17 protein-coding genes and 1 tRNA gene are annotated in these 19990 nt (G+C 55.9%); 8 read left to right on the top strand and 10 right to left on the bottom strand.

Annotated features, from left to right (window positions below):
• Positions 1 to 13 precede the first annotated feature (13 nt).
• Genes OQ273_RS08490 through OQ273_RS08475 form a run of 4 tightly spaced genes read right to left on the bottom strand, consistent with a single transcriptional unit; the run spans position 14 to position 4675 of the window.
• Complete coding sequence (locus OQ273_RS08490; RefSeq protein WP_267990016.1) at positions 14 to 1141, bottom strand: glycosyltransferase family 4 protein; 1128 nt, start codon at positions 1139 to 1141, stop codon at positions 14 to 16.
• Positions 1138 to 2304, bottom strand: coding sequence for a glycosyltransferase family protein (locus OQ273_RS08485; protein ID WP_267990015.1), 1167 nt, complete (start codon positions 2302 to 2304; stop codon positions 1138 to 1140). The genes OQ273_RS08490 and OQ273_RS08485 overlap by 4 nt, the downstream gene beginning before the upstream one ends.
• Positions 2301 to 3560 (bottom strand): glycosyltransferase family 4 protein, encoded by a 1260-nt coding sequence (locus tag OQ273_RS08480; protein ID WP_267990014.1) that lies wholly within the window; start codon positions 3558 to 3560, stop codon positions 2301 to 2303. Before OQ273_RS08480 ends, OQ273_RS08485 begins: the two co-directional genes overlap by 4 nt.
• Positions 3560 to 4675, bottom strand: a complete 1116-nt coding sequence (locus tag OQ273_RS08475; RefSeq protein ID WP_267990013.1) for a glycosyltransferase family protein — start codon at positions 4673 to 4675, stop codon at positions 3560 to 3562. The genes OQ273_RS08480 and OQ273_RS08475 overlap by 1 nt, the downstream gene beginning before the upstream one ends.
• 379 nt (positions 4676 to 5054) lie before the next feature.
• On the opposite strand from OQ273_RS08475, the gene OQ273_RS08470 reads away from it, so the two are divergent.
• Entirely contained in the window at positions 5055 to 7484 is a 2430-nt protein-coding gene (locus OQ273_RS08470) for a mechanosensitive ion channel family protein (RefSeq protein ID WP_267990012.1), read from the top strand.
• Between the two features lie 83 nt (positions 7485 to 7567).
• Entirely contained in the window at positions 7568 to 8422 is an 855-nt protein-coding gene (locus OQ273_RS08465; protein ID WP_271292099.1) for an FkbM family methyltransferase, read from the top strand.
• Here the strand turns inward: OQ273_RS08465 and OQ273_RS08460 are convergent.
• The 3 genes from OQ273_RS08460 to OQ273_RS08450 form a co-directional block, all read right to left on the bottom strand.
• On the bottom strand, positions 8392 to 9705 hold the full coding sequence (locus OQ273_RS08460; protein ID WP_267990010.1) for an NAD(P)/FAD-dependent oxidoreductase: 1314 nt from the start codon (positions 9703 to 9705) through the stop codon (positions 8392 to 8394). The genes OQ273_RS08465 and OQ273_RS08460 overlap by 31 nt on opposite strands.
• A gap of 35 nt (positions 9706 to 9740) precedes the next feature.
• Positions 9741 to 10334 carry a phosphate/phosphite/phosphonate ABC transporter substrate-binding protein gene (locus OQ273_RS08455; protein WP_267990009.1) on the bottom strand — a complete coding sequence of 198 codons (594 nt, stop codon included), beginning with the start codon at positions 10332 to 10334 and terminating at the stop codon, positions 9741 to 9743.
• Between the two features lie 200 nt (positions 10335 to 10534).
• Positions 10535 to 11437: a fatty acid desaturase gene (locus tag OQ273_RS08450; protein ID WP_267990008.1), complete on the bottom strand. Its 903-nt coding sequence runs from the start codon at positions 11435 to 11437 to the stop codon at positions 10535 to 10537.
• Positions 11438 to 11465: 28 nt separating this feature from the next.
• Between OQ273_RS08450 and OQ273_RS08445 the strand changes: the two genes are divergently transcribed.
• Entirely contained in the window at positions 11466 to 12449 is a 984-nt protein-coding gene (locus OQ273_RS08445; protein ID WP_271292098.1) for a helix-turn-helix domain-containing protein, read from the top strand.
• Here the strand turns inward: OQ273_RS08445 and OQ273_RS08440 are convergent.
• Positions 12446 to 13174 carry a GntR family transcriptional regulator gene (locus OQ273_RS08440; RefSeq protein ID WP_267990006.1) on the bottom strand — a complete coding sequence of 243 codons (729 nt, stop codon included), beginning with the start codon at positions 13172 to 13174 and terminating at the stop codon, positions 12446 to 12448. The genes OQ273_RS08445 and OQ273_RS08440 overlap by 4 nt on opposite strands.
• A 202-nt stretch (positions 13175 to 13376) precedes the next feature.
• On the opposite strand from OQ273_RS08440, the gene OQ273_RS08435 reads away from it, so the two are divergent.
• Positions 13377 to 13766, top strand: a complete 390-nt coding sequence (locus tag OQ273_RS08435) for a DUF2147 domain-containing protein (protein ID WP_267990005.1) — start codon at positions 13377 to 13379, stop codon at positions 13764 to 13766.
• Positions 13767 to 13818: 52 nt separating this feature from the next.
• Here OQ273_RS08435 and OQ273_RS08430 read toward each other — a convergent pair.
• A tRNA-Lys gene (locus OQ273_RS08430) sits at positions 13819 to 13894 on the bottom strand.
• Positions 13895 to 14078: 184 nt separating this feature from the next.
• Here OQ273_RS08430 and OQ273_RS08425 point away from each other — a divergent pair.
• The 4 genes from OQ273_RS08425 to OQ273_RS08410 all read left to right on the top strand — a co-directional run bounded on the left by OQ273_RS08425 (position 14079) and on the right by OQ273_RS08410 (position 19082).
• Positions 14079 to 14822 (top strand): cytochrome c biogenesis CcdA family protein, encoded by a 744-nt coding sequence (locus OQ273_RS08425; RefSeq protein WP_267990004.1) that lies wholly within the window; start codon positions 14079 to 14081, stop codon positions 14820 to 14822.
• Between the two features lie 94 nt (positions 14823 to 14916).
• The gene (gene glmU / locus OQ273_RS08420) at positions 14917 to 16278 is read left to right on the top strand and encodes a bifunctional UDP-N-acetylglucosamine diphosphorylase/glucosamine-1-phosphate N-acetyltransferase GlmU (RefSeq protein WP_267990003.1); all 1362 of its coding nucleotides are present in this window, start codon (positions 14917 to 14919) and stop codon (positions 16276 to 16278) included.
• Between the two features lie 120 nt (positions 16279 to 16398).
• Entirely contained in the window at positions 16399 to 18225 is a 1827-nt protein-coding gene (glmS, locus tag OQ273_RS08415) for a glutamine--fructose-6-phosphate transaminase (isomerizing) (RefSeq protein ID WP_267990002.1), read from the top strand.
• Between the two features lie 140 nt (positions 18226 to 18365).
• Positions 18366 to 19082, top strand: a complete 717-nt coding sequence (locus OQ273_RS08410; RefSeq protein WP_267990001.1) for a DUF502 domain-containing protein — start codon at positions 18366 to 18368, stop codon at positions 19080 to 19082.
• A gap of 11 nt (positions 19083 to 19093) precedes the next feature.
• On the opposite strand, the gene OQ273_RS08405 is transcribed toward OQ273_RS08410, so the two are convergent.
• Complete coding sequence (locus OQ273_RS08405; RefSeq protein WP_267990000.1) at positions 19094 to 19936, bottom strand: hypothetical protein; 843 nt, start codon at positions 19934 to 19936, stop codon at positions 19094 to 19096.
• Positions 19937 to 19990: the final 54 nt, after the last annotated feature.

The raw sequence follows: 19990 nt of genomic DNA, 5'->3' as shown, positions 1-19990 counted from the left end.
AGGCTGGACGGCCTCAGCCGGTCGCCGGCTTGCTTAAGATCTCGTCGATGACCGATTTGAATGTTCGTGCGGCCGCCGAAACATCGTGCCGGTCTCTTACATAGGCGCGGCCGTTCCTGCCAAGTTCTAAGCGCAGGGCCTCGTCGGTCAGCAATCTGCGAACCGATCCTGAAAGTGCTACGGCATCATCAACATCGCTCAACAGCCCGCCGACCCCATGCTTCACAACCAAAGGAACGCCAGCGGTCTCGAAGGCCGTGACCGGCAAGCCACGAGATTGTGCTTCCAGATAGACCAAGCCGATGGCTTCGCCGACGCCTGGCCAGAGGAAAAGGTCGCTGCGATCCATGAGAGCGAACATATCTTCATGAGCAACGCTGCCGCAAAAGGTGACCCGTTTGTCTCCGGCAAAATTCAGTTGCTCACCGATCGCCTCGCGCTCAGGGCCATCTCCGGCAATGACCAGTCTCCACGGTAGATCCATCAAAGGTTCCAGACAGCGCGCGATCCATTGATAACTCTGCGCCTTCGCGCCTGGTCGCATCATTCCGGCAGCAAGGATGACCGGCGGCTCATCCTGTTTCAAATCCGAGATGTCTGGCTGTGGCTGTCGTCCCAGGTCGATGAATGGCGGAACCCGTATTGCCGTTTCCATGTCCGGTAAAAACGTAGCAAGGTAGCGCCAATCGCTTTCCTTCAAGACAAAATTTGCATCCGCCTGTCTGACAGCATCCTGAACCGCAGCACGGCCTTCAAGCCAGTCATCCGTTGCCCCCTGGTTGGTGCGACACGCCTCGGCCGTGATGTAGGGAAGACCAAATCGCTCAGAAAGAACCGGTCCGAGCCAGTCAGGAGATTTGCAATAGGGATGATAAGTGAACCACAGGTCCGGAACAGCGTCAGGGTCGGCCTTCCAAAGGCGCGTAATGCGTTCTTCTTCTTTTGCTACGTCTGACCTGCGCTTGTCGTAAAGGTCCCGCGACGGTCTTTTCTGGTAGCTGATGACATCGGAAACAAGCGTCACGGAATAACCGGCGAGCCGCAGGGCCTGCATCATCAGCCTTGCGATTTCCCGATCTCCCGACGGGATAGGGTGATCAGGCGATTTCAGCGGCGCGTAAAAGGCAATCTTTCCGGTCATGGCAGCTTGTTCGACGAGGATGGCTGCTCGACAGCACGTGTGAGGAATTGCGCTGTATCATCGGCTCCGTTTTGCCGAATTTGGCTCCAGTCGGGCGGCGGCATGGACATCGCCCGGTTGACCGCTTCGCTGATGCGTCCCGGTGTCTTGTCTTTATGTGTCAACATCACGGCAAGCCCACGACTCGCCAGAAGCTCGGCACGCTTCAATTGCTCGGTCTCCTTGTCGTTCCACTGAGGCGCTATGACAGCACGGCATCCCGCCGCCATGATGTCGGCGACCGTGTTATATCCGGCCAGCGATATGGACAGTTGAGCTGATTTCAAAGTCGCGCAAAGATCGGGCACGAAACGCCTGACCTCTACGCCGAGCGCGTCAAGCCCCGCACGGTCGGCATCCTCCATGAAAGGGCCGGTCAGGATGCACCAGCGGTCAGAAGAAAGAGATGTCATTGCCTTTGCTTGAGCAGCAGCACGTACCAAATCTCGTCCCAGCATACCTCCGCCAACGGATACCACGACGTCGAAGCGATCTTTGTCCATCAAAGATTCGCCTGTCGCGTGTGGTGTGACAATGCCCGTGTAGTAGGTCATGTGTGCAATTTCGGCAGCAAACGGAAAGGTCGCTGACAGGTCGATCAAATCAGGATCGCCATGGACGAGAACACCATCGAAATAGCGCGTCAGCAGATCAACGGTCTGCCGGTCCTTGGAGACCTTGTTGCCTTCCTGAAGAATATCGCGCACGGAGCAAAATACCTTAGTGCGTTCGCGCCGTTCGGACACCGCTTCCATGAGTGGCAGTAGTTCAAAGTGCATCTGCCTGCGGCCGAACGGGAAAGCCTCGGTGATCAGGATTTCCGGATCGCAGTCTCCCAAAACGCGCAATATACGATCGCGCCGGTCCGCCTTGTAGGCGTCGCTTGCGGTTGAGCCGTTCTCATCGATGAGGTTTGAGAAATCGCCCTTGTCGGATGTCAGGGACGGCAGAAAATGAACCTTCGCACCATCGGCCTTGAAGTTCGGCAGTCTCTCACCGCCATAGATCAGTTCGACGGCAAAACCGCTGCGCGTCAAGGCGTCGATAATCCGCATCGTGCGAAAGACGTGTCCGACGCCCAGCAGATGCTGGACGTAATAAAGTACTTTCACCTTTCGGTTCATTGGGCCGCGTCTTCGAGCGTCGGTTGCAGCCCCAGGTCACCAAAAAGCTTTATGAGCTGCTGTATCTCGGTGCGGTGGTCGAACAATGAAACCACCCGTTCAGCGCCGTTTTTTCCCATACGCCGCCTTTCCGTCGGGTCTTTGGCAAGTTTCTCGATGGCTGCGGCCAGTGCCTTGTCGTCATCCGGACCGACCAATAGCCCGTTCTCGCCATCTTCGATCAGTTCGACAATGCCGGAGATGGGCGAGGAGATGCAGGCCAGGGCCTGGCTTTGGGCCTCCACCAGCACATTGGGCAACCCGTCGCGGTCACCATCAGGCGCTATTCGGCTCGGCAGCACGAACAGGTCGCTTTCGCGATAGGTGTTCAAAATGAACTCCTGCGACCTGGAGCCGAGCATATGCACCTGGTCCGAAAGGCCCAGATCGGCGACCTGCCTTTTCAGCTCATCGGATAGTACGCCGCCGCCGATATGGGTCCATTGCCAGTGCAGGTTTGCTGGAAGCATGGCGAGGGCACTGATCAACGTATCAAGTCCCTTCTTTTTGACGGCACGGCCCACCGTCACAATCCGCACGGGCTTGTCCGCGTTGCCGCCATCGCGTTCGGATGGCGCGTGTTTTGCCGGCGGAAAACGTTTCAGGTCAATTCCGTGATGGACAAGATGAACCGATCTGGGATCGTGGCACAGCGCCTGCAGGTGCTCATGCCCGCCCTTTGTGCAGGTCACGGTCCACGTGGCGTCATCAAGTTTTTCCGACAGTTCCCAGTCCGGAGATGTCCATATGTCCTTCGCATGGGCCGAACAACTCCAACCCTTGCCGGTTATCAGATGCGTGTACCGCGTAACGGAACCCGGAGTATGGATGAAGTGGACATAAAGCCACGCAGTATCCGCCGGCAATTCATTCGCCATGACGAGCGCCTGACCGAACCGCCTGATACGATTGCGGGTGCGGTCGCGAACAAGATCCTTGAGAAACTGCCTGAGGGCAGCGCCGTATCCAGGCAATTTTCTGCTCGCGAGCCATCCACGAAGTACACGCATCGGTTCTTCATGCAGATATTCCGGCAGATATGTCACCGGTGCGGTGATTTCCGAATGGATTGGATGACGTTGCTTATCCGTCGGATGGCGAAGGGAAAACAGGTGTAGTGAAAACCCGGCACGTTGCAGTTCAAGGATTTCCTGCGCGATAAAGGTCTCCGACAATCGCGGGTACCCTTTCAGGACGACAACGATCGTTCCGCCCATCAGCCTACGTGCTCCACCTCCAGCGACGGGTGATTACGCGCCGCAAGAATAGCCTCGACCTTTTCTCCGATCCGCTGCAGGCCGGACATATCGAGATTGTGACCAGGCTTCGGTCTTTCAGTGCTTTGGATAAGTGAGCGGATATCATCTGCGAAGCTGGCCGGGTCATCGGCCTGCTCACCCTTTACCACCTCGCAAAGACCGAGTTCCTTGGCGCGCTCGGCCCGGATCGACTGTTCCAGGCGTGGCGTCTGCCGCGGGACGAACAGAACCTCCTTGTTGCGCGCAATAACTTCGCAGAAGGTATTGTAACCGCACATACCGATGATGGCGCGCGCATGAAGGATGAGTGTTTCCGGTTCGGAATTGAATCCAATCACGGCCGTGCCCATAATCCGCTGGGCCCGTGACCTGATCTCCCGTTCATGAGCACTGTCGGAAAACGGCCCCAGCAAAAGAACCGCCGGACAGGAAATTGACGGATCGGCTTCATAAGCGCTCAGCACGGCATTCATCAGGAAATCGCCGTCCCCGCCGCCGCCTGCCGTAACCAGCAGATAGTCGTCGGGCAGGCCCTCTGGCGCGAGCTGCTCAAACTCAGGGTGCGGCTGATAGAGATAACCCGTATAGCTACAGCGGGAAACAACGCTGGAGGGCAGCTCCAATCCCTGCAACGGGTCATAAAAATCGGGCGATCCATAGATCCAGATATGGTCGTAAAACGCTTCAATAGCGTCAGTAATGCCCTTCTCTTTCCACTCAAGGTCCAGTTTGACCGCTTCGTCCAGCACGTCACGCAGACCCAGCACGAGCGTCGTGCCCTTTGCCTTGAGGATCTTCAACGCATCCGACAGCTCGCCGCTCAGCCCGAGAGGCTCCTTGTCAGCAATGAAAATATCGGCTGGCTGGTGCTGCAAAAACTCATTTATGGCGCGTTTGCGGGAAGCGATTGCCTGTTCAAAACTCTGGCTTGTGTCCACCGACCGGTAATTTCCGTCGGGAAGCTTTTCCACCTGATCGATTTCGAAGTATCGGATACGAGGATGGGCGGCATATTCGCCGGACAAACCCGATCCGGTGATAATCGTGGCTGTAAGGGACGGGAATCGCTCCACGAGCGATCTCGCGATCTTGCGATTTCGCCGGATATGCCCAAGACCGAACGTGTCGTGGCTATATAGGATGAGATGAGTGGTTATGCTGAAAGTTCCCGACTTGCCATGGTTGCGGTTCAAAGCCTCGTACAGTCAATCCGGTTTCCAGCTTAACAAACATGCCCTGACAAGGCTTTAGCAGATAAATTACCGGAATTCACGCGATTGTAGATAAGTATTCGCTGTTTGAATGTCACTGAAGATTTGCGCGATTGTGAAACAAGTTGAGCGGGCACGGAAGGTCATTAATTCTGGTTTCTCTCAGGGATAAGCTGATAGTGTGCCTCCCGATTGTTCATTGAAGACAATAATAAGCTGCGCAGCAGCAAAAGGGGGAGTGATGAAATCGACATTGTCTGAATTCATCAAAATGTCGGCGCTGTTTCTGATTCTGCTGGTTTTCCCGCAGGACTCTTTGAGCCAAACCGCAGTTCTTGATTCGCTCGGCGGTGGATCCCGGGAGACTGAGAAAACCAGTTCCGAGGCTCTCAACACCTTGATCGAGGACGCCAGGGCAGACGGCTCCACGGTGATCGTCATAGCACCTCCTTCCACTGGAGACGAGAAAACCGATAACGCCGACCAAATGGCTATGAACAGCGAAATGCTGTTGATGGCGCGAAACAATATTCGCGGCATGATCCAGGGTATTGGAAGTTTCAGGGAAAAACTCGTCGAAGCGCTTGAGAAATCGAGTTATGACGGCACGCCCTGGTGGCTTGCCTGGGCGGTGGGGACCGCCTTGTTCGGCATGGCGCTCGGCCTTGGGATATACAAATTTGTATCCCGCTGGATGCGGGATCATTTCCGGTCCTACTACAAGGACGAAAACCTCACGCGCGCGGACAAGTTGACCTATCTCATGATGCGCGGTGGTCTGATCCTGTTTTCAACGGCCATCATGTTCACCATCACCATCCTTGTTGCGGTGGTTCTTGATTACGAGCATGAACCCTCCCGGATGACGATCTTCACGATTGTTGCGACCTATGCCTGCTATCGGATTTTCCGTTATGTGATCATGCTGAATTTCTTTGCACCGGACATTCCGACCCATCGTATGGTCAATCTCGACGATCAGCGCGCCCGCAAGCTCTACAATGACTGGATATTGGTCGCAGTATCGGCGAGTTTCATACTCGGCATTGTCGCCTGGGTCCGAGGTTTGGGGATCGAAGACAACAGCTACCGTCTATTGGCAATCGGCGGCGTCGGGCTGGTCTGTATCCTCATCGCCCTCCTGACGATCCGGCATCGCAAAGACACATATGACATTGTCCTCGGCGTCGGAAAGGATGGCGAGCATAGCCGGTGGCGCAAGTTTGCAGCCCAGGCAACCACGCCACTGATGCTTCTGTATATCGCGATTTCATGGGTCGCCAGCTCCTTCAGGCTCGCCCTCGGCCTTCCCGGCGGTTACATCATCATCATGGCGCCAATGATCGTCTTCATCGGTGGTGCGCTTGTTTATGCTATCGCGATTGTGGTGCTTGACCGCATCTATGAAAGGCGGGCCAAGAACTTCCGCCGGCTGCAGATCATAAAGCTGCGCCAGGCGCGCGCGGAGGCCCGGCGCCGTGAAGCTGCCGAGCGCATGGCCGCAGAGGCCGAAACAGACGAAGAAGCCATGGTGGGCGAGGGTGAAGAGATGATCGTTCACCACGTCGAGCCACCAGCGGACGAGCACATCACACTTGAATACAAACCGCTTTTCAAACGCGTGATTGAAAATGCAATCGTCACACTTATTTTTGTCTTTGCCGTCGGAGAGCTCGGACGCCTTTGGGGCGTTGACTACGACCGGATCGGCGGCCATCCGCTGGCGACGGTTCTCGATAGTGTGCTGATCGTCGTCTATACCTATCTGGCCTACCAGGCCGTCAATCTCTTTATCGATCAGAAGATCATCGAGGAAGGCGGCTCTCTTGACGACACGCCGGCCAATCCCGGGGAAGGCGACAGCGAGGGCGGTGTCGGTGAATCGCGTATGGCGACGCTCCTGCCGATTTTTCGCAGCGTCTTCGTCGTATTGCTGGTCATGGTCTCGGTCGCATTCATTTTATCCGACTGGGGTGTCAACATTGCGCCGCTCTTTGCCGGCGCCGGTGTCGTAGGCCTTGCCATCGGCTTTGGAGCCCAAACGCTCATACGCGACATCTTCTCGGGCGTTTTCTTCCTGGTCGACGATGCCTTTCGAAAGGGTGAGTATATCGAGGTCGGCACCGTAAAGGGTGTCATTGAAAAGATCTCCATGCGCTCCTTCCAGCTGCGCCATCACCTTGGTGCCGTTCACACGATCCCTTTTGGCGAAATCAAACAGCTGACGAACTATTCTCGTGATTGGGTGATGATGAAACTGCCTTTAAGGCTGACCTACGGCACCGATGTCGAACGTGTGCGCAAGTTGATAAAGAAGCTTGGGCAGCAATTGCTTGAACACGATCAGATCGGTCACCTGTTTTTGCAGCCGCTGAAATCGCAGGGCGTTTATGCCATGGAGGATTCAGCGATGATCATCCGGGTCAAATTCATGACAAGGCCGGGCGACCAGTTCGTGACCCGCAAAGTTATCTATGGGGCCATTCGCGATCTTTTTGAGAAGGAGGGTATCACCTTTGCGCATCGTGAGGTCACGGTCCGTCTGGCCGAAGAAAGCCAGGCGAACAACCTGACGCCGCAGCAGAAGGAAGCCATCACCGGCTCCGTTCGCAGCCTGATCGACGAGGAAGAAGCGCAACGTCAGGCAGCGGCGGCGAAGCCGGCGCAGTAGGCGATCTGCCCACGTTTTTGTTGTAATTCGCCACGCTTTCGGCAACAGTCGGCCTAGTCAAAAGTAAGCGGGGCGGATTGCGGATGAAGGTGCGGGAGCTTGATCTGATTTCAGAATTCGGCGCTCGCCGGCCCGGCATTGCGCCTCGGCTGATCTGGAAGCTGGCGACACACCGCAATATCAACCGCAAGACGCGCAAATACATCCGCAAGAACTTCGCTCGCGGTTTCCCCGGTCCATATGATGTCGAGGCAGAGGGCGTTCATCTCCGTGCCTATCCGATGGAAAACTATTGCGATCGGATCGCGGTCGGCAGGGGCCGCCTGCCGGAAATTCCCGAAAGGCAGTTGATCGGTCCATATCTGAAGCCAGGAATGGTCTTTGTGGATATCGGCGCCAATATCGGCACCTACAGCCTCTTTGTTGCCGAACGGTGCGGCGGAGATGCTCGTATCCTTGCTTTCGAGCCGCATCCGCGAACCTTCGCCAAGCTGTCATTCAACATTAAAGCCAATGGCGGCAGGTGCATTGAGGCCGTGAACCAGGGGGTTGGCGTCAAGAATGAACGGCTAAGGCTCTATTCCAGCGGCGGCACCAATATTGGTACAGCGTCGATATTGCCCGAAGCGGCAACGGACCATGAATTTGTCGAAGTCAGGATCGCACCGCTTGCGGCCACTTTAAAGAACCGGCTCATCGAGCGTATCGATCTCCTGAAGATCGACATCGAAGGCTTTGAGGATCGCGCGCTCCTACCGCTGATGTCCGAGGAAAACAGACCCCACTGGCCGGGCGCGGTGTTGATTGAGACGGTGTTGAAACAGCACTGGCAGTCGGATTGCATCAGCGAACTCGAGAGTCTCGGCTATAGGATCGCCGGCGATACGGGCGAAAACCTCCTGCTGCTTCACCCGATGACGGAAAAACTCGAATCCTGATTAATCTCGCGGTTACGGGAGAAGCTGGCCATCGAAATATCAAGACCGACATGATCGAGATGAAACTGAACCGGGTCGGTGTCATGGCTATGGCCATTCTCACAAGCTTCTATCAGCCTGGCCATCATCTTCCCGGCAACCGGAGCATTCTTGAATTGATTTCCGCTGGTTCCGACCGCCATGTAAAAGCCGTCAAGGTCGCTCCGGTCATAGATGGGCATCCAGTCTTCAGTCACGTCATATAAAGCCACGGTCCCGCGCGCCCTGGAAGGGATCGGCAGATCCGGAAGCCGCTGTGCCATGCGCATGACAAGGACGTTCCATTGGTCTGAAAAACTGTCGTCATAATGGTCGGGATCATCGACCCAGACCTGTTCGTCACAATCGGGATCTTCCGAACCGATGAGCACATTGTTTCCGACTTCCGGGCGGCAATAGGCTGCGATATCGCTGTCGGAATAGACAACACCGTGTTTCTCGAAATCCACACCTTCCGGCGCCTTAACATGGGCGACCTCGTGGCGTAGGGCGCGTGTTGAAATGTTCATTCCGGCGTCCACGCCGCACAGCCTGTTGATTGCCGAAGAATGGGGGCCCGCGACGTTGATGACGACCGGTGCTTCGATCCTCAGATCTCCGTCTACAACCACGCCCCGAACCTGGCCTGCGGTTTTAAGGATATCTGTTACCGACCGGTTAAAGGCAAACTCCGCGCCTTGGCGTTCTGCTGCGCGCTGGGCATTGAAGGCAGCCAATTTAGGGTCGTTGACGTAGCCGCCTTTGGGAAAAAACACAGCCCCGTCAATTTGAGGACCTGTCGGCAACCCGAAACCGTCATCATCCTGGAGTTTGGCGGGGTGGAACTGATACAGATCCGGGTTGGGCATATAGCGCTGTATATCGCCGGGCTCGACATGCTCATAGGGACAGCCGATCCGGTCCATGATTGCGCAGACACGTTCGAGACGGTGATTCTGTTCTGTTTTGACCACGAGACAGCCAATATTACGGTAGCTGATCAGGTCCTCATCCTCTCCAGAGCCAAGGTACTGCGCCCAATTGCTCCAGTGATGCCATCCCTCATAAGCAAGGGCACAGGCTTCAAGCGTTGAATAATAGGTCCGAATGATGGCGCAGGAGCCCGATGTGGACCCATAGCCGGCTTGCGGCAGTTTATCGATCGACAGGGTTTTCCATCCCCGCCGCGCGAGTTCATAGGCTGTACATGCGCCGATAACGCCGGCGCCGATGATTATGGCGTCATATGAGGAATGTTCGGGCATTTTGAACTCCGGCTTGCGGCTGTTTCATGGAGCATTCAAATCGGGTATGCCATCGCCAGCCGGACGCGCTCCCCAAGTGAGGCGTAATCCGCTTCATCCGTCTGGGCAAATCCTGTCAACAACAGAGCATCGGCGCTTTCACTGTCAAGTGATGCCATCGCCTCGACAACGGCAAGATGCAGACGTTCAACGCGCCATTGCGGACGCGCCGCCGTTATGAACGGCAGGCCGGGCAGCGCGTCTGTTATTGCAAGGATGCGAGCGCTTTCAGCCGATTTCTCATGCCGCAGCGCCAAACGCCAGGAAACCGCATCGATAGCGGCCACGTCTGCCTTGCCTTCCGTGACAGCACGAATTGAAGCGCGATGCGAACCCGTGCGCAGCTTTTCTCCGAAAAACGGACCCTTCATCGACATTTGTCGGAGATGATGGGCAGGCGCCGCATATCCGGAGAACGAATCCTCGCTGTTATATGCAAACCTCTTGCCGCGAAGATCCGCCAATCCGACGGCGTCATTGTCCTGCCGTGCGATGATCATGCTGTAATAGCACCCTGCGCCGCAATTGATGTCATAAGCCGGGGTTCCAACGATCCTGACCTGTGAACGGAGTTTGCTGACAAGCGGCATACCGCAGGTCTGCCCTATGACAAGAGCGGGGTTTTGCCAGGTGGCACTGACCTTCCCTGTATCGCGGCTCAGCGAGTCAGGAGCGGGGAACCCAGCGTCACGCAGACTGCTTCGCAAGCAAGCCCAAAGAGAATCATGCGCTCCTCGTATCTCCGGCCAATCATACATGGGCAGGCTGGCGACGGCGTCATTGCCGGAAGTCATCGAGAAGATCCGCTTTCTAGCGGGTAAACCACCTTCTCCTTGCGCCTGAACGCAAATCGCCTGACTATTTCCAGATAGCTGTTAAACCGGTAACCCTTGTTCATGTCGAGGAACCGCGTTCGGTTTCGCCGGTAAAGCGATGGCAGGTGATGCCAGGCCACGGCCGGATATGCGTGATGCACCGCATGCAGGTTGTTGTTCAGAAACAGTAGGCTGAGAGGGCCTTTATCCTCAATAATGACGGAGCGTGCGCGCAGGCTCTCCTCTGCCTGATGCTCCAGATAGGTGCGCACCATGAGCAGCGAGAAGCCGCCATAGGCGCAAACGGCATATGTCCAGAGCGGCAGAGCCGACCAGTATGTGACGGCGGCCAGGACCGGCACAATCAGCGCAAGGTGAATGATCCAGGCAATAAGCACGCGACGATCGCCTGACAACACGGCGCGGGCATCGGAGATCGCCATCCGCACCAGGCTGATGACAGGACCGAGCAGCACGCGCCCTGTGAGCGTGTTGTTCAGCTGAAAGATGGCTTTCAGCGGGGACGGCAGTCGTTGCCAGAAGGATTGCGACACGTACCAGCTCTCTGGATCATCATAGGGATCGCAGATCCTTGCGTTCAGGTGGTGCTCAAGGTGGAGATCCTTGAAGCGCATATAGGGAATGTAGAGGCCGACCGGCAAAACCATGATAGAGTCGTTGAACCACTGGAACCGAGTGGGGTGGCCGTGCAGGCACTCATGCTGCAGCGAAGAGTGAAGTGTGATTGTCGGAATCAGAAAAACGGCCGCGACGATTATTGAATATGCGGACACACCAAAAAGCAGCGTGATCCAAATCAGGTAGCACAATATGATCAGAGCGGCGGTACGCCACTCTGTTTTGTCTTTCAGAATCATTCCTTTGTCCCCAGATTGCCCCTGGACTATGTCGCAGTTGGTCAAAGGTGGACAATATGGCAATGTGCGAAATAAAAAGAGAATACGTATTAGATTATGTGAATTATGGAATTTTATGAAAAATCGAGATATTACACCACATATGGAGACAGAACGCACAGATAAGCGGGATGTGGCGGAAGTTTTTCGTGACCGTATGGCGCTGCTCATTGCTCAAAAAGGTTTCAATCTGAGCCGGTTCTCCAAGAGTATCGGCATTGACCGGTCAGCTTTGAGCCAGTTTCTCGCTCCAGGGTCCACACGGTTACCTCGGGCCGAAACGCTTTGCGCCATCGCCAGAACATGCGGAGTTTCCCTTGATTGGCTCATGGGTCTGATTGCAGTCGACACCTTCGGCGAAGAGACGGCCCCGATGCTCGAGATTGAGCGCGTAACCGACGACACCGGCAGTCGGATGATCGCGGAATGGCATCGCGAGGCGATGGGATACAAAATCCGTTATGTCCCCAGCGACCTGCCTGATCTGCTGCGTACGGAAGCAGTTCGCAGTTTCGAGTTCAACACCGATGGCCGAGACGACAGAGAGGTGAGAGATCAATTGGCAAAGGACCAGTTGATATATTCGCGCCGCCCCGAAACCGATATGGAAGTGTGCATGCCGCTGCAAAGGCTCGAACAATTTGCAAAAGGCCAGGGCGTCTGGCGCGGTGTTCCTGCCGACATACGCCGCGAACAACTTGATCACATGGTCGCTCTGATTACCGAGCTTTATCCCACCTTCCGTCTTTTTCTTTACGACGGGCGAGAAGCCTACGCTGCGCCATACACGTTGTTCGGGCCGCTGCGTGCGGCTGTTTACTTGGGCAACATGTACCTGGTCGTCAACTCGGTCGACCACATACGGGCGCTCGCCGGTCATTTCGATCAGCTTATACGGATCGCCCGCTACGGCCCGGACAGGGTGTCTGAATTTATTGTCGGCCTTTCGGCCGCCGTAACGCCCGACGCCTAGCGGCCCTCGGGCGCAAGTGACAGGCTACTTCGGGCGAACGCGTTCCCTATGGCGTTTCGCAACACAAAGCTGACGCCCCTGGGGTCGTTGCGCTCCATCTGAAGCTGCATCAATTCGATATCCTTGATGAAAATTGCAACTTCCTCATCCCAGTTCTGATCGGGCAATCGGTAGAACCAAAGCCGTGCCGTCCGGAAGTAAAGCTCATCGTAAGTCTTCAGCAACAGACTGTTGCCGATCATCATGCAGACTGAGGCGTGGCACTGTAAATCGGCTTCGGCGAACAATCCGGGGTCGGATTGTCCCAACAGGCTGCGATAGCTTTCAAGAGTATCCTGCATCGCCTCTATCGTGCGGGCATTGATGGGTTTAGGTTCCAATGTCCCGATGAGCGGAACAATTTCGATGCGAAACTGGACAGCTTGGCGCATGTATTCAAGCTCGAGCGGCGCAACGATGGTTCCGACACCGTGGCGTGTTTTGACCAAGCCTTCATGGTCCATGTGCTTGAGAACATTGCGAACGGGCGTCCTGCTGACGCCGAACTCCTCGCTGAGTTCGTCTACATCCAGGCGCATTCCGGGTTCGTATTCAAGTGAAGTTATGCGCTTCCTGAGTATGTGATGAATATGCTCGAAGCGCTGCCGCCACGGACTGCGGTCATCACGTGTGTGAAAAACTTTTGGCAATCCGCTGGACCCAGCTTGTTTTGGGTTGGGCCCCATCTTGTTCCTCTCAGTCTGGCAATCTAATTGGCGAGTATCTTCTTAAAAAATCAACCATGGCTAGCATTTGGCAATTGTCTACGGGTTAAATGGGTCCGCGGCGGAATTTTCCCCGCAAAAATGCCATGAAAAGGGTCCCATTGCATAGTACCAGCGCATAGCTTGAGGAATTCGCATTTGCGTAGCGAGGAGAACGCGCATCATGAAACGTTTTGTGTCGACGGTCCTGATTCTTGTGTTTGCATCAGCCGCCAGTGCTGCCGATATCAATGGGGTATGGCAAACGCAGCCCGCCAAGGACGGCAACTATCTTCAAGTGACGATAGAGCCGTGCGCGGCAAACCTGTGCGGCATTATCAGCGGTGCATTCACATCCGATCATAAGTCCGTTTCCGGCTACAAGGATATCGGCAAACAGATGATCTGGGATATGAAGCCGAACGGGCCAGGCAAATGGGATGGCGGTAAAATATGGTCACCGGAAAATGACGTGACGGCGGATGGTAAACTGGAACTTGATGGCGAAAAACTGGAGGTTTCGGGCTGCAAGGGACCCATCTGCCGTTCACAGGATTGGACAAGGGTCAAATAGCCGGAGCCGGTTAGTAGTCCGAACGGTTACAATGTCTGCCTATTTGGGCAATTGGTGAGCCGACAGGGATTCGAACCCTGGACCTACTGATTAAAAGTCAGTTGCTCTACCAGCTGAGCTATCGGCTCCCGATGTCCCGGAAACCGGGCTCAAGAATTGCGCGGAACATATGCATGTGACCTGACCGGGTCAACAGAAAAAATGCATGAAAATTTGTCCTTTGCGGCATTTCATCACGCCGCGCGAAAAGGTGACTGGCGCGTGATCGTCACCCGTCCTATTAAGGTGCCGGACACAAAGCGGATATGACCCTTGAGCATTGCCGATATCTCACTTCTTGCCGCGATATTCGCCGGCGCGTTGTCATTCCTTTCCCCCTGCGTTCTGCCGCTGGTGCCGCCATATCTTTGTTACATGGCCGGTGTCAGCGTTGAGGATTTTCAGGCGGAGAGAAAAAGCGATGTGATCGCACGGCGCTCGATCCTGCTTGCCTCCTTCTTCTTCACACTCGGCTTTTCGACCGTATTTGTCGCGCTTGGCGCAGGGGCTTCCAGCATTGGCGGACTGTTGCGCGCGCATATGGATGTTCTTGCTCAGATCGCCGGCGTTGTGATCATCATTATGGGTCTGCATTTCCTGGGCGTTTTCCGCATTGGTCTGCTTGCACGCGAGGCCCGTTTTCAGGGCGGCGGAACACCCGCCACGGTGACCGGCGCCTATATCATGGGCCTTGCCTTCGCCTTCGGTTGGACGCCATGCATCGGTCCGGTTCTCGGCGCTATATTGGGCGTTGCCGGTTCACGCGATACAGTCGGCGACGGTGCCGTTCTGCTGGCGGCCTATTCGCTTGGGCTTGCAGTGCCTTTCTGGATCGCCGCCGGTTTTTCAGGCATGTTCATGCGCTTTCTCATGCGCTTCCGCCGGCACCTCGGACTGGTGGAAAAGATAATGGGTGGATTGCTTGTCCTTACCGGCATCCTGTTCCTGACGGGTGGCATGCAACGCATGGCCTTCTGGCTGCTCGAGACTTTCCCGGTCTTCGCAACCATCGGCTGACCGGCGAACCTACCCGCAGTACGGGCTTTTCCAATCAGAACAATTTCTTTAGACGTCCCCTGTATGATGTACGGCGGAAAAAATGGAGAATGCAATGACGCGCAGCTGTCTGGCAGTGGTGCTTGCAGCCGGTGACGGCACAAGGATGAAGTCATCCAAATCGAAGGTGCTTCACCCTGTCGGTAACCTGCCGATGATCGCTCATGTGGTTGGGGCCGCCCAGGCTGCCGCTGTGGATGCGCTCGCGGTTGTAGTCGGCCGCGATTCGGATGCCGTCGCTGAGGCGGCCAACTCTGCTGTCCCGGTGAGTACGCATATGCAAAAGGAGCGCTTGGGCACAGCCCATGCAGTGCTTGCGGCCCGTGATGACATCGCCAAGGGATACGACGACTTGCTTGTACTGTTTGGCGATACGCCTCTCGTATCCCCGCAAACGCTGAAACAGGCGCGCGCATCGCTCGCGGACGGCGCCGATGTCGTGGTAATCGGCTTCAGGCCCGACAACCCACACGGTTACGGCCGGCTGATTGAAGAACACGGAGAGCTTTTAGCCATTCGGGAGCATCGCGATGCCTCCGAAGAGGAGCGTAAAATCACCTTTTGCAACGGCGGCATGATGGCGGTTTCGGGACGCCTGGCACTCGAGCTGCTCGATGCGGTCGAAAACGACAATGCAAAGGGTGAATACTATCTCACCGATATCGTCGGAATTGCCCGGTCACGGGGCGGCAGGGTCATCGCGATTGAAGCCAGCGCAGAAGAGGTCCTCGGTGTCGACACGCGGGTGGGCCTTGCCCGTGTCGAGGCGCTTTGGCAGGCCGCAAAACGACATGACCTGATGACGGCCGGCGTTTCCATGACGGCTCCCGAAACCGTTTTTCTCAGCCACGACACGCTGATCGAGGCCGATGCGATGATTGAACCGAATGTCGTGTTCGGTCCGGGCGTTACGATAGCAAGCGGCGCGATTATCAAGTCATTCAGCCATCTTGAAGGCGCAACCGTTGCGAAGGGCTGCACAGTTGGACCGTTTGCAAGGCTGCGGCCTGGCGCGGATCTTCAGGACAAGGCCAAGGTCGGCAATTTTTGCGAAGTAAAGAACGCAGTGCTCGGCACAGGGGCAAAGGTCAATCACCTGACCTATGTCGGCGATGCGGATATCGGCGCCGGCTCCAACATCGGAGCCGGAACGGTTACCTGCAATTACGACGGGTTTAACAAACACCGAACGATCATAGGCGAAGGCGCCTTTATCGGCTCCAACAGCTCACTTGTTGCGCCGGTAGAGATCGGTTCACAGGCCTATGTCGCTTCCGGAAGCGTCATCACTGGGAACGTTGAAGGTGATTCTCTTGCGTTCGGTCGCGCGCAGCAGGTCAACAAGCAGGGTCTTGGGAGGAAGCTCCGGGAACGCTTGCAGGCTGACAAGCAACGACGTCAAAAGGACGAAACATAGTTCCTTATGCCATTTGCGGCAGTGTAAACGCAGATTTTACCGTGTAATTGAATGTGACGTGGCCAACGTTTGCACGATTCCGGCAATTGGCTATCAAGATTTTAATCTGAGGGGATTTTTATGTGTGGCATCGTTGGAATCATCGGCAATAAGCCGGTAGCGCCGCTCCTGGTGGATGCGCTGAAGCGTCTGGAATATCGCGGTTATGATTCGGCCGGTGTCGCGACCTTGATGGACGGCAAACTCGACCGCCGCCGTGCCGAGGGCAAACTCTCAAACCTTGAAACAGAACTCTCCCACCACCCGCTGGATGGAAATGTGGGGATAGGGCACACGCGCTGGGCGACCCACGGGGCGCCGACGCAAAACAACGCCCATCCGCATTTTTGCGAAGGCGTCGCCGTGGTCCACAATGGCATAATCGAGAATTTTTCCGAGATTCGCGATCAACTGAAAGCGCGCGGAGCCGTCATTTCAACCGAGACGGATACGGAAGTCATTGCGCAACTCCTTGCAAGCCTCATCCGGAACGGTAAGGCACCGAAAGAAGCGATGGCGGCAACCCTTAAACTGATCCGGGGCGCCTATGCGCTCGCAGTCATGTTTGAAGGATTGGATGGCGAGATCATCGGTGCGCGCAATGGCCCGCCGCTGGCGGTCGGATTTGGCGACGGAGAAATGTTCCTGGGATCAGACGCCATTGCGCTGTCGCCCTTTACCGACGATATCAGCTACCTTGAGGACGGCGATTGGGCGGTGGTCAATCGCGATGGTGTGGAAATCCATGACACCGACGGCAATATCGTTCACCGCACGCGGATCAAGGCGTCCAGTGTTCACGCACAGGTCGACAAGGGCAATCACCGCCACTTCATGGAAAAGGAAATCTATGAACAGCCGGAGGTGGTGTCCCATACACTCGCCCATTATCTTGATTTTACCGCCGGCAAGGTTCGCGGTATCGCAAGCGAGATAGACTTTTCCTCTGTTGAGGCGCTGAAGATAGCCGCCTGCGGCACCGCCTATTATGCCGGACAGATTGGAAAATACTGGCTGGAGCGATATGCCCGCTTGCCGGTTGAGATCGATGTGGCGTCGGAATTCCGTTACCGTGAAATGCCTCTGCCGGGCAATCAGGCCGCCCTTTTCGTTTCACAGTCCGGAGAGACCGCCGACACGCTCGCCTCGTTGCGATATTGCAAGGAACACGGCCTTAAGATCGGTTCCATCGTCAATGTCCCCGAATCCACGATCGCCCGGGAATCCGACGTGGTGTTTCCTATCCTTGCCGGCCCCGAAATCGGCGTCGCGTCGACAAAGGCGTTTACTTGTCAGCTCGCAACCTTTGCCGCTTTGACCATCGCGGCCGGACGCGCTCGCGGTACGCTGATCGCCGATGAAGAGACCAATATGGTCAGGGCCCTGTCAGAGGTTCCGCGGATTGCATCCTCAGTCCTGAACCAGATTCAGCCGCCGCTGGAAACGCTGTCGCGTGACCTCGCGCGTTATCATCACGTTCTATATTTGGGGCGCGGCACAAATTACACCCTGGCCATGGAAGGCGCACTGAAGCTGAAGGAAATATCCTATATTCATGCGGAAGGTTATGCGGCCGGCGAACTCAAGCACGGCCCGATTGCGTTGATCGATGAAAACATGCCGGTCATCGTGATCGCGCCGTCCGACAGGCATTTTGAGAAGACCGTGTCCAACATGCAGGAAGTGGCCGCGCGCGGCGGTCGCATCATATTCGTGACCGACGAAAAGGGCGCCGCGGCATCGGATCTGGAAACCATGGCGACGATTGTTTTGCCGGACGTCGATGAGCTGTTGATGCCGCTGATATTCAGCCTGCCGATACAGCTCATAGCCTACTATACGGCTGTCTTCATGGGGACCGACGTGGACCAACCGCGCAATCTGGCAAAGTCCGTTACGGTCGAATAGAGACAGCGGATCGCTCGGGCGGCGAGAGCCTTTAACCAAACAGCCTGATTGACTGGCAAATGGCCAAGTGGGGCGCTTGTTGCCGGATGCCGATCCCCCTATATTGATTGGATATTACTGCCTCCAAAGCGGCTCGGTGAATGTCGGAAAAACAAACGCGCTTATCAGCATCGACGCGGATACGGAACTATTTCCTGACCGGCCTTATCATCTGTGCGCCGCTTGCGATCACCGCCTATCTGACATGGTCGTTCATCAACTGGGTTGACGGATGGGTAAAACCCTACCTGCCGGCGGTCTATAATCCCGACAATTATCTGCCGTTCTCCATCCCCGGTTTTGGACTTCTCATTGCCCTGGTGTTCATCACCCTCGTGGGCTTCCTGACGGCCAACCTGATCGGCCGGACAATTGTGGCCTACGGTGAGTCGATCCTGAACCGGATGCCCCTGATCCGCGGGTTGTACAAGGGGCTTAAGCAGATATTTCAGACCGTGCTGGCAGAGCAGAACAACTCATTCAACAAGGCCGGGCTCATTGAATATCCGCGTCGTGGCATATGGTCGATGGTTTTTCTAGCTACCCCCACCAAGGGCGAAGTGGATCACAGGCTGAACGATGCCGGCCACGAGACGGTTTCGGTGTTCCTGCCGACAACGCCGAACCCGACGTCAGGCTTCCTGCTGTTTGTTCCAAGCAAAGACGTCATCATTCTGGATATGACCGTCGAGGAAGCGGCCAAGATGGTCATTTCGGCCGGTCTTGTCGCGCCGGAATACCATACGCAGACCGAAAAACTGGCCATGGAAGCGCTCGCAAAGCAGGAAGTCGAAGACAGCAAATCAGCCGCCCAGTGACAGGTGCGGCTCTATCGTCCCAGCTTCTTATTGAGTTTGCGAAGCAGCCTTGTCTTCCGGGACATTCCTGAATCGTGAGGCTGTCCGCCACTTCCGTTGATCAACGTCGCATCGACATAGAGCCGGCTGCCGTTTTTTCTCATGTCGCGATGAAAGGCGACATGCTCACAAACCTCAATACCATCGGCCGCAAGGCCCACATAACGACATCCGTCCAAGGCATCAAGGCGATACATGCCAAGCCCGCCGAACGCGCTTTCCACCTCGATAAAGCCGCGCGCCGGATCAACTCGTTCCTGTCGCTTGAAGACAAACTCCGCCTCGGCTTCCTTTTTTGTCATATGCGGCGGTCGTTCCCTCACGCGTTTCCAGCAATCATCCGGCGACCAGGTCGGGTGCCGCAAGGCCCAGATGTCGTAGTAGCGATCGCTCTGGTTGGCAAAAACCGCATCCCACCGGGGATCGTCCGTTTGCATCAGTTCCAGTAGTCTCGCCTTGTCAATGGTTTCGTTCACCGCATCAAGATCGATCATGATCAGGAAATCGAAGTGACGCATACGCTCCGAGGTTAAAATCTCGTCGACGCACCGGTTGCGCAAAAGCGCGAGACGCTCGGTGCGGGAAGATATCCGGGACTGCAGGTCACCGTATGAAGCCACCAGGCCCCGGCCATGTTTGGCATCGAAGCTCCCAAGTAATTTGAGGGTGGTATCGACGGAATTGTTCTCAAAAAAGACATAGCCCCAATCGTCAAGATCAGAAGCGATATCTTCAATATGTGCGAGAATTCCGGGAAGGGCGTGGGCACAGTCGCGGGCCAAGCCAGCAAAAGCCACCTTGAATTTTGCAGTCACGAAATAACAGCCATTATGAGCATCTCATTGAGATTCTACAATTCGCCGACGGCC

Source organism: Hoeflea prorocentri (assembly GCF_027944115.1).
Lineage (GTDB): Bacteria > Pseudomonadota > Alphaproteobacteria > Rhizobiales > Rhizobiaceae > Hoeflea_A > Hoeflea_A prorocentri.
The sequence above is the reverse complement of the archived record's forward strand: the minus strand, read 5'-3'. Positions and strand labels throughout refer to the sequence as shown.

Coding starts and splice junctions, on each gene's coding strand:
- OQ273_RS08490 (WP_267990016.1), bottom strand. CDS start 1,141: ATGACCGGAAAGATTGCCTTTTACGCGCCGCTGAAATCGCCTGATCAC.
- OQ273_RS08485 (WP_267990015.1), bottom strand. CDS start 2,304: ATGAACCGAAAGGTGAAAGTACTTTATTACGTCCAGCATCTGCTGGGC.
- OQ273_RS08480 (WP_267990014.1), bottom strand. CDS start 3,560: ATGGGCGGAACGATCGTTGTCGTCCTGAAAGGGTACCCGCGATTGTCG.
- OQ273_RS08470 (WP_267990012.1), top strand. CDS start 5,055: ATGAAATCGACATTGTCTGAATTCATCAAAATGTCGGCGCTGTTTCTG.
- OQ273_RS08465 (WP_271292099.1), top strand. CDS start 7,568: ATGAAGGTGCGGGAGCTTGATCTGATTTCAGAATTCGGCGCTCGCCGG.
- OQ273_RS08460 (WP_267990010.1), bottom strand. CDS start 9,705: ATGCCCGAACATTCCTCATATGACGCCATAATCATCGGCGCCGGCGTT.
- OQ273_RS08455 (WP_267990009.1), bottom strand. CDS start 10,334: ATGCCGCTTGTCAGCAAACTCCGTTCACAGGTCAGGATCGTTGGAACC.
- OQ273_RS08450 (WP_267990008.1), bottom strand. CDS start 11,437: ATGATTCTGAAAGACAAAACAGAGTGGCGTACCGCCGCTCTGATCATA.
- OQ273_RS08445 (WP_271292098.1), top strand. CDS start 11,466: ATGTCGCAGTTGGTCAAAGGTGGACAATATGGCAATGTGCGAAATAAA.
- OQ273_RS08440 (WP_267990006.1), bottom strand. CDS start 13,174: ATGGGGCCCAACCCAAAACAAGCTGGGTCCAGCGGATTGCCAAAAGTT.
- OQ273_RS08435 (WP_267990005.1), top strand. CDS start 13,377: ATGAAACGTTTTGTGTCGACGGTCCTGATTCTTGTGTTTGCATCAGCC.
- glmU (WP_267990003.1), top strand. CDS start 14,917: ATGACGCGCAGCTGTCTGGCAGTGGTGCTTGCAGCCGGTGACGGCACA.
- glmS (WP_267990002.1), top strand. CDS start 16,399: ATGTGTGGCATCGTTGGAATCATCGGCAATAAGCCGGTAGCGCCGCTC.
- OQ273_RS08410 (WP_267990001.1), top strand. CDS start 18,366: ATGTCGGAAAAACAAACGCGCTTATCAGCATCGACGCGGATACGGAAC.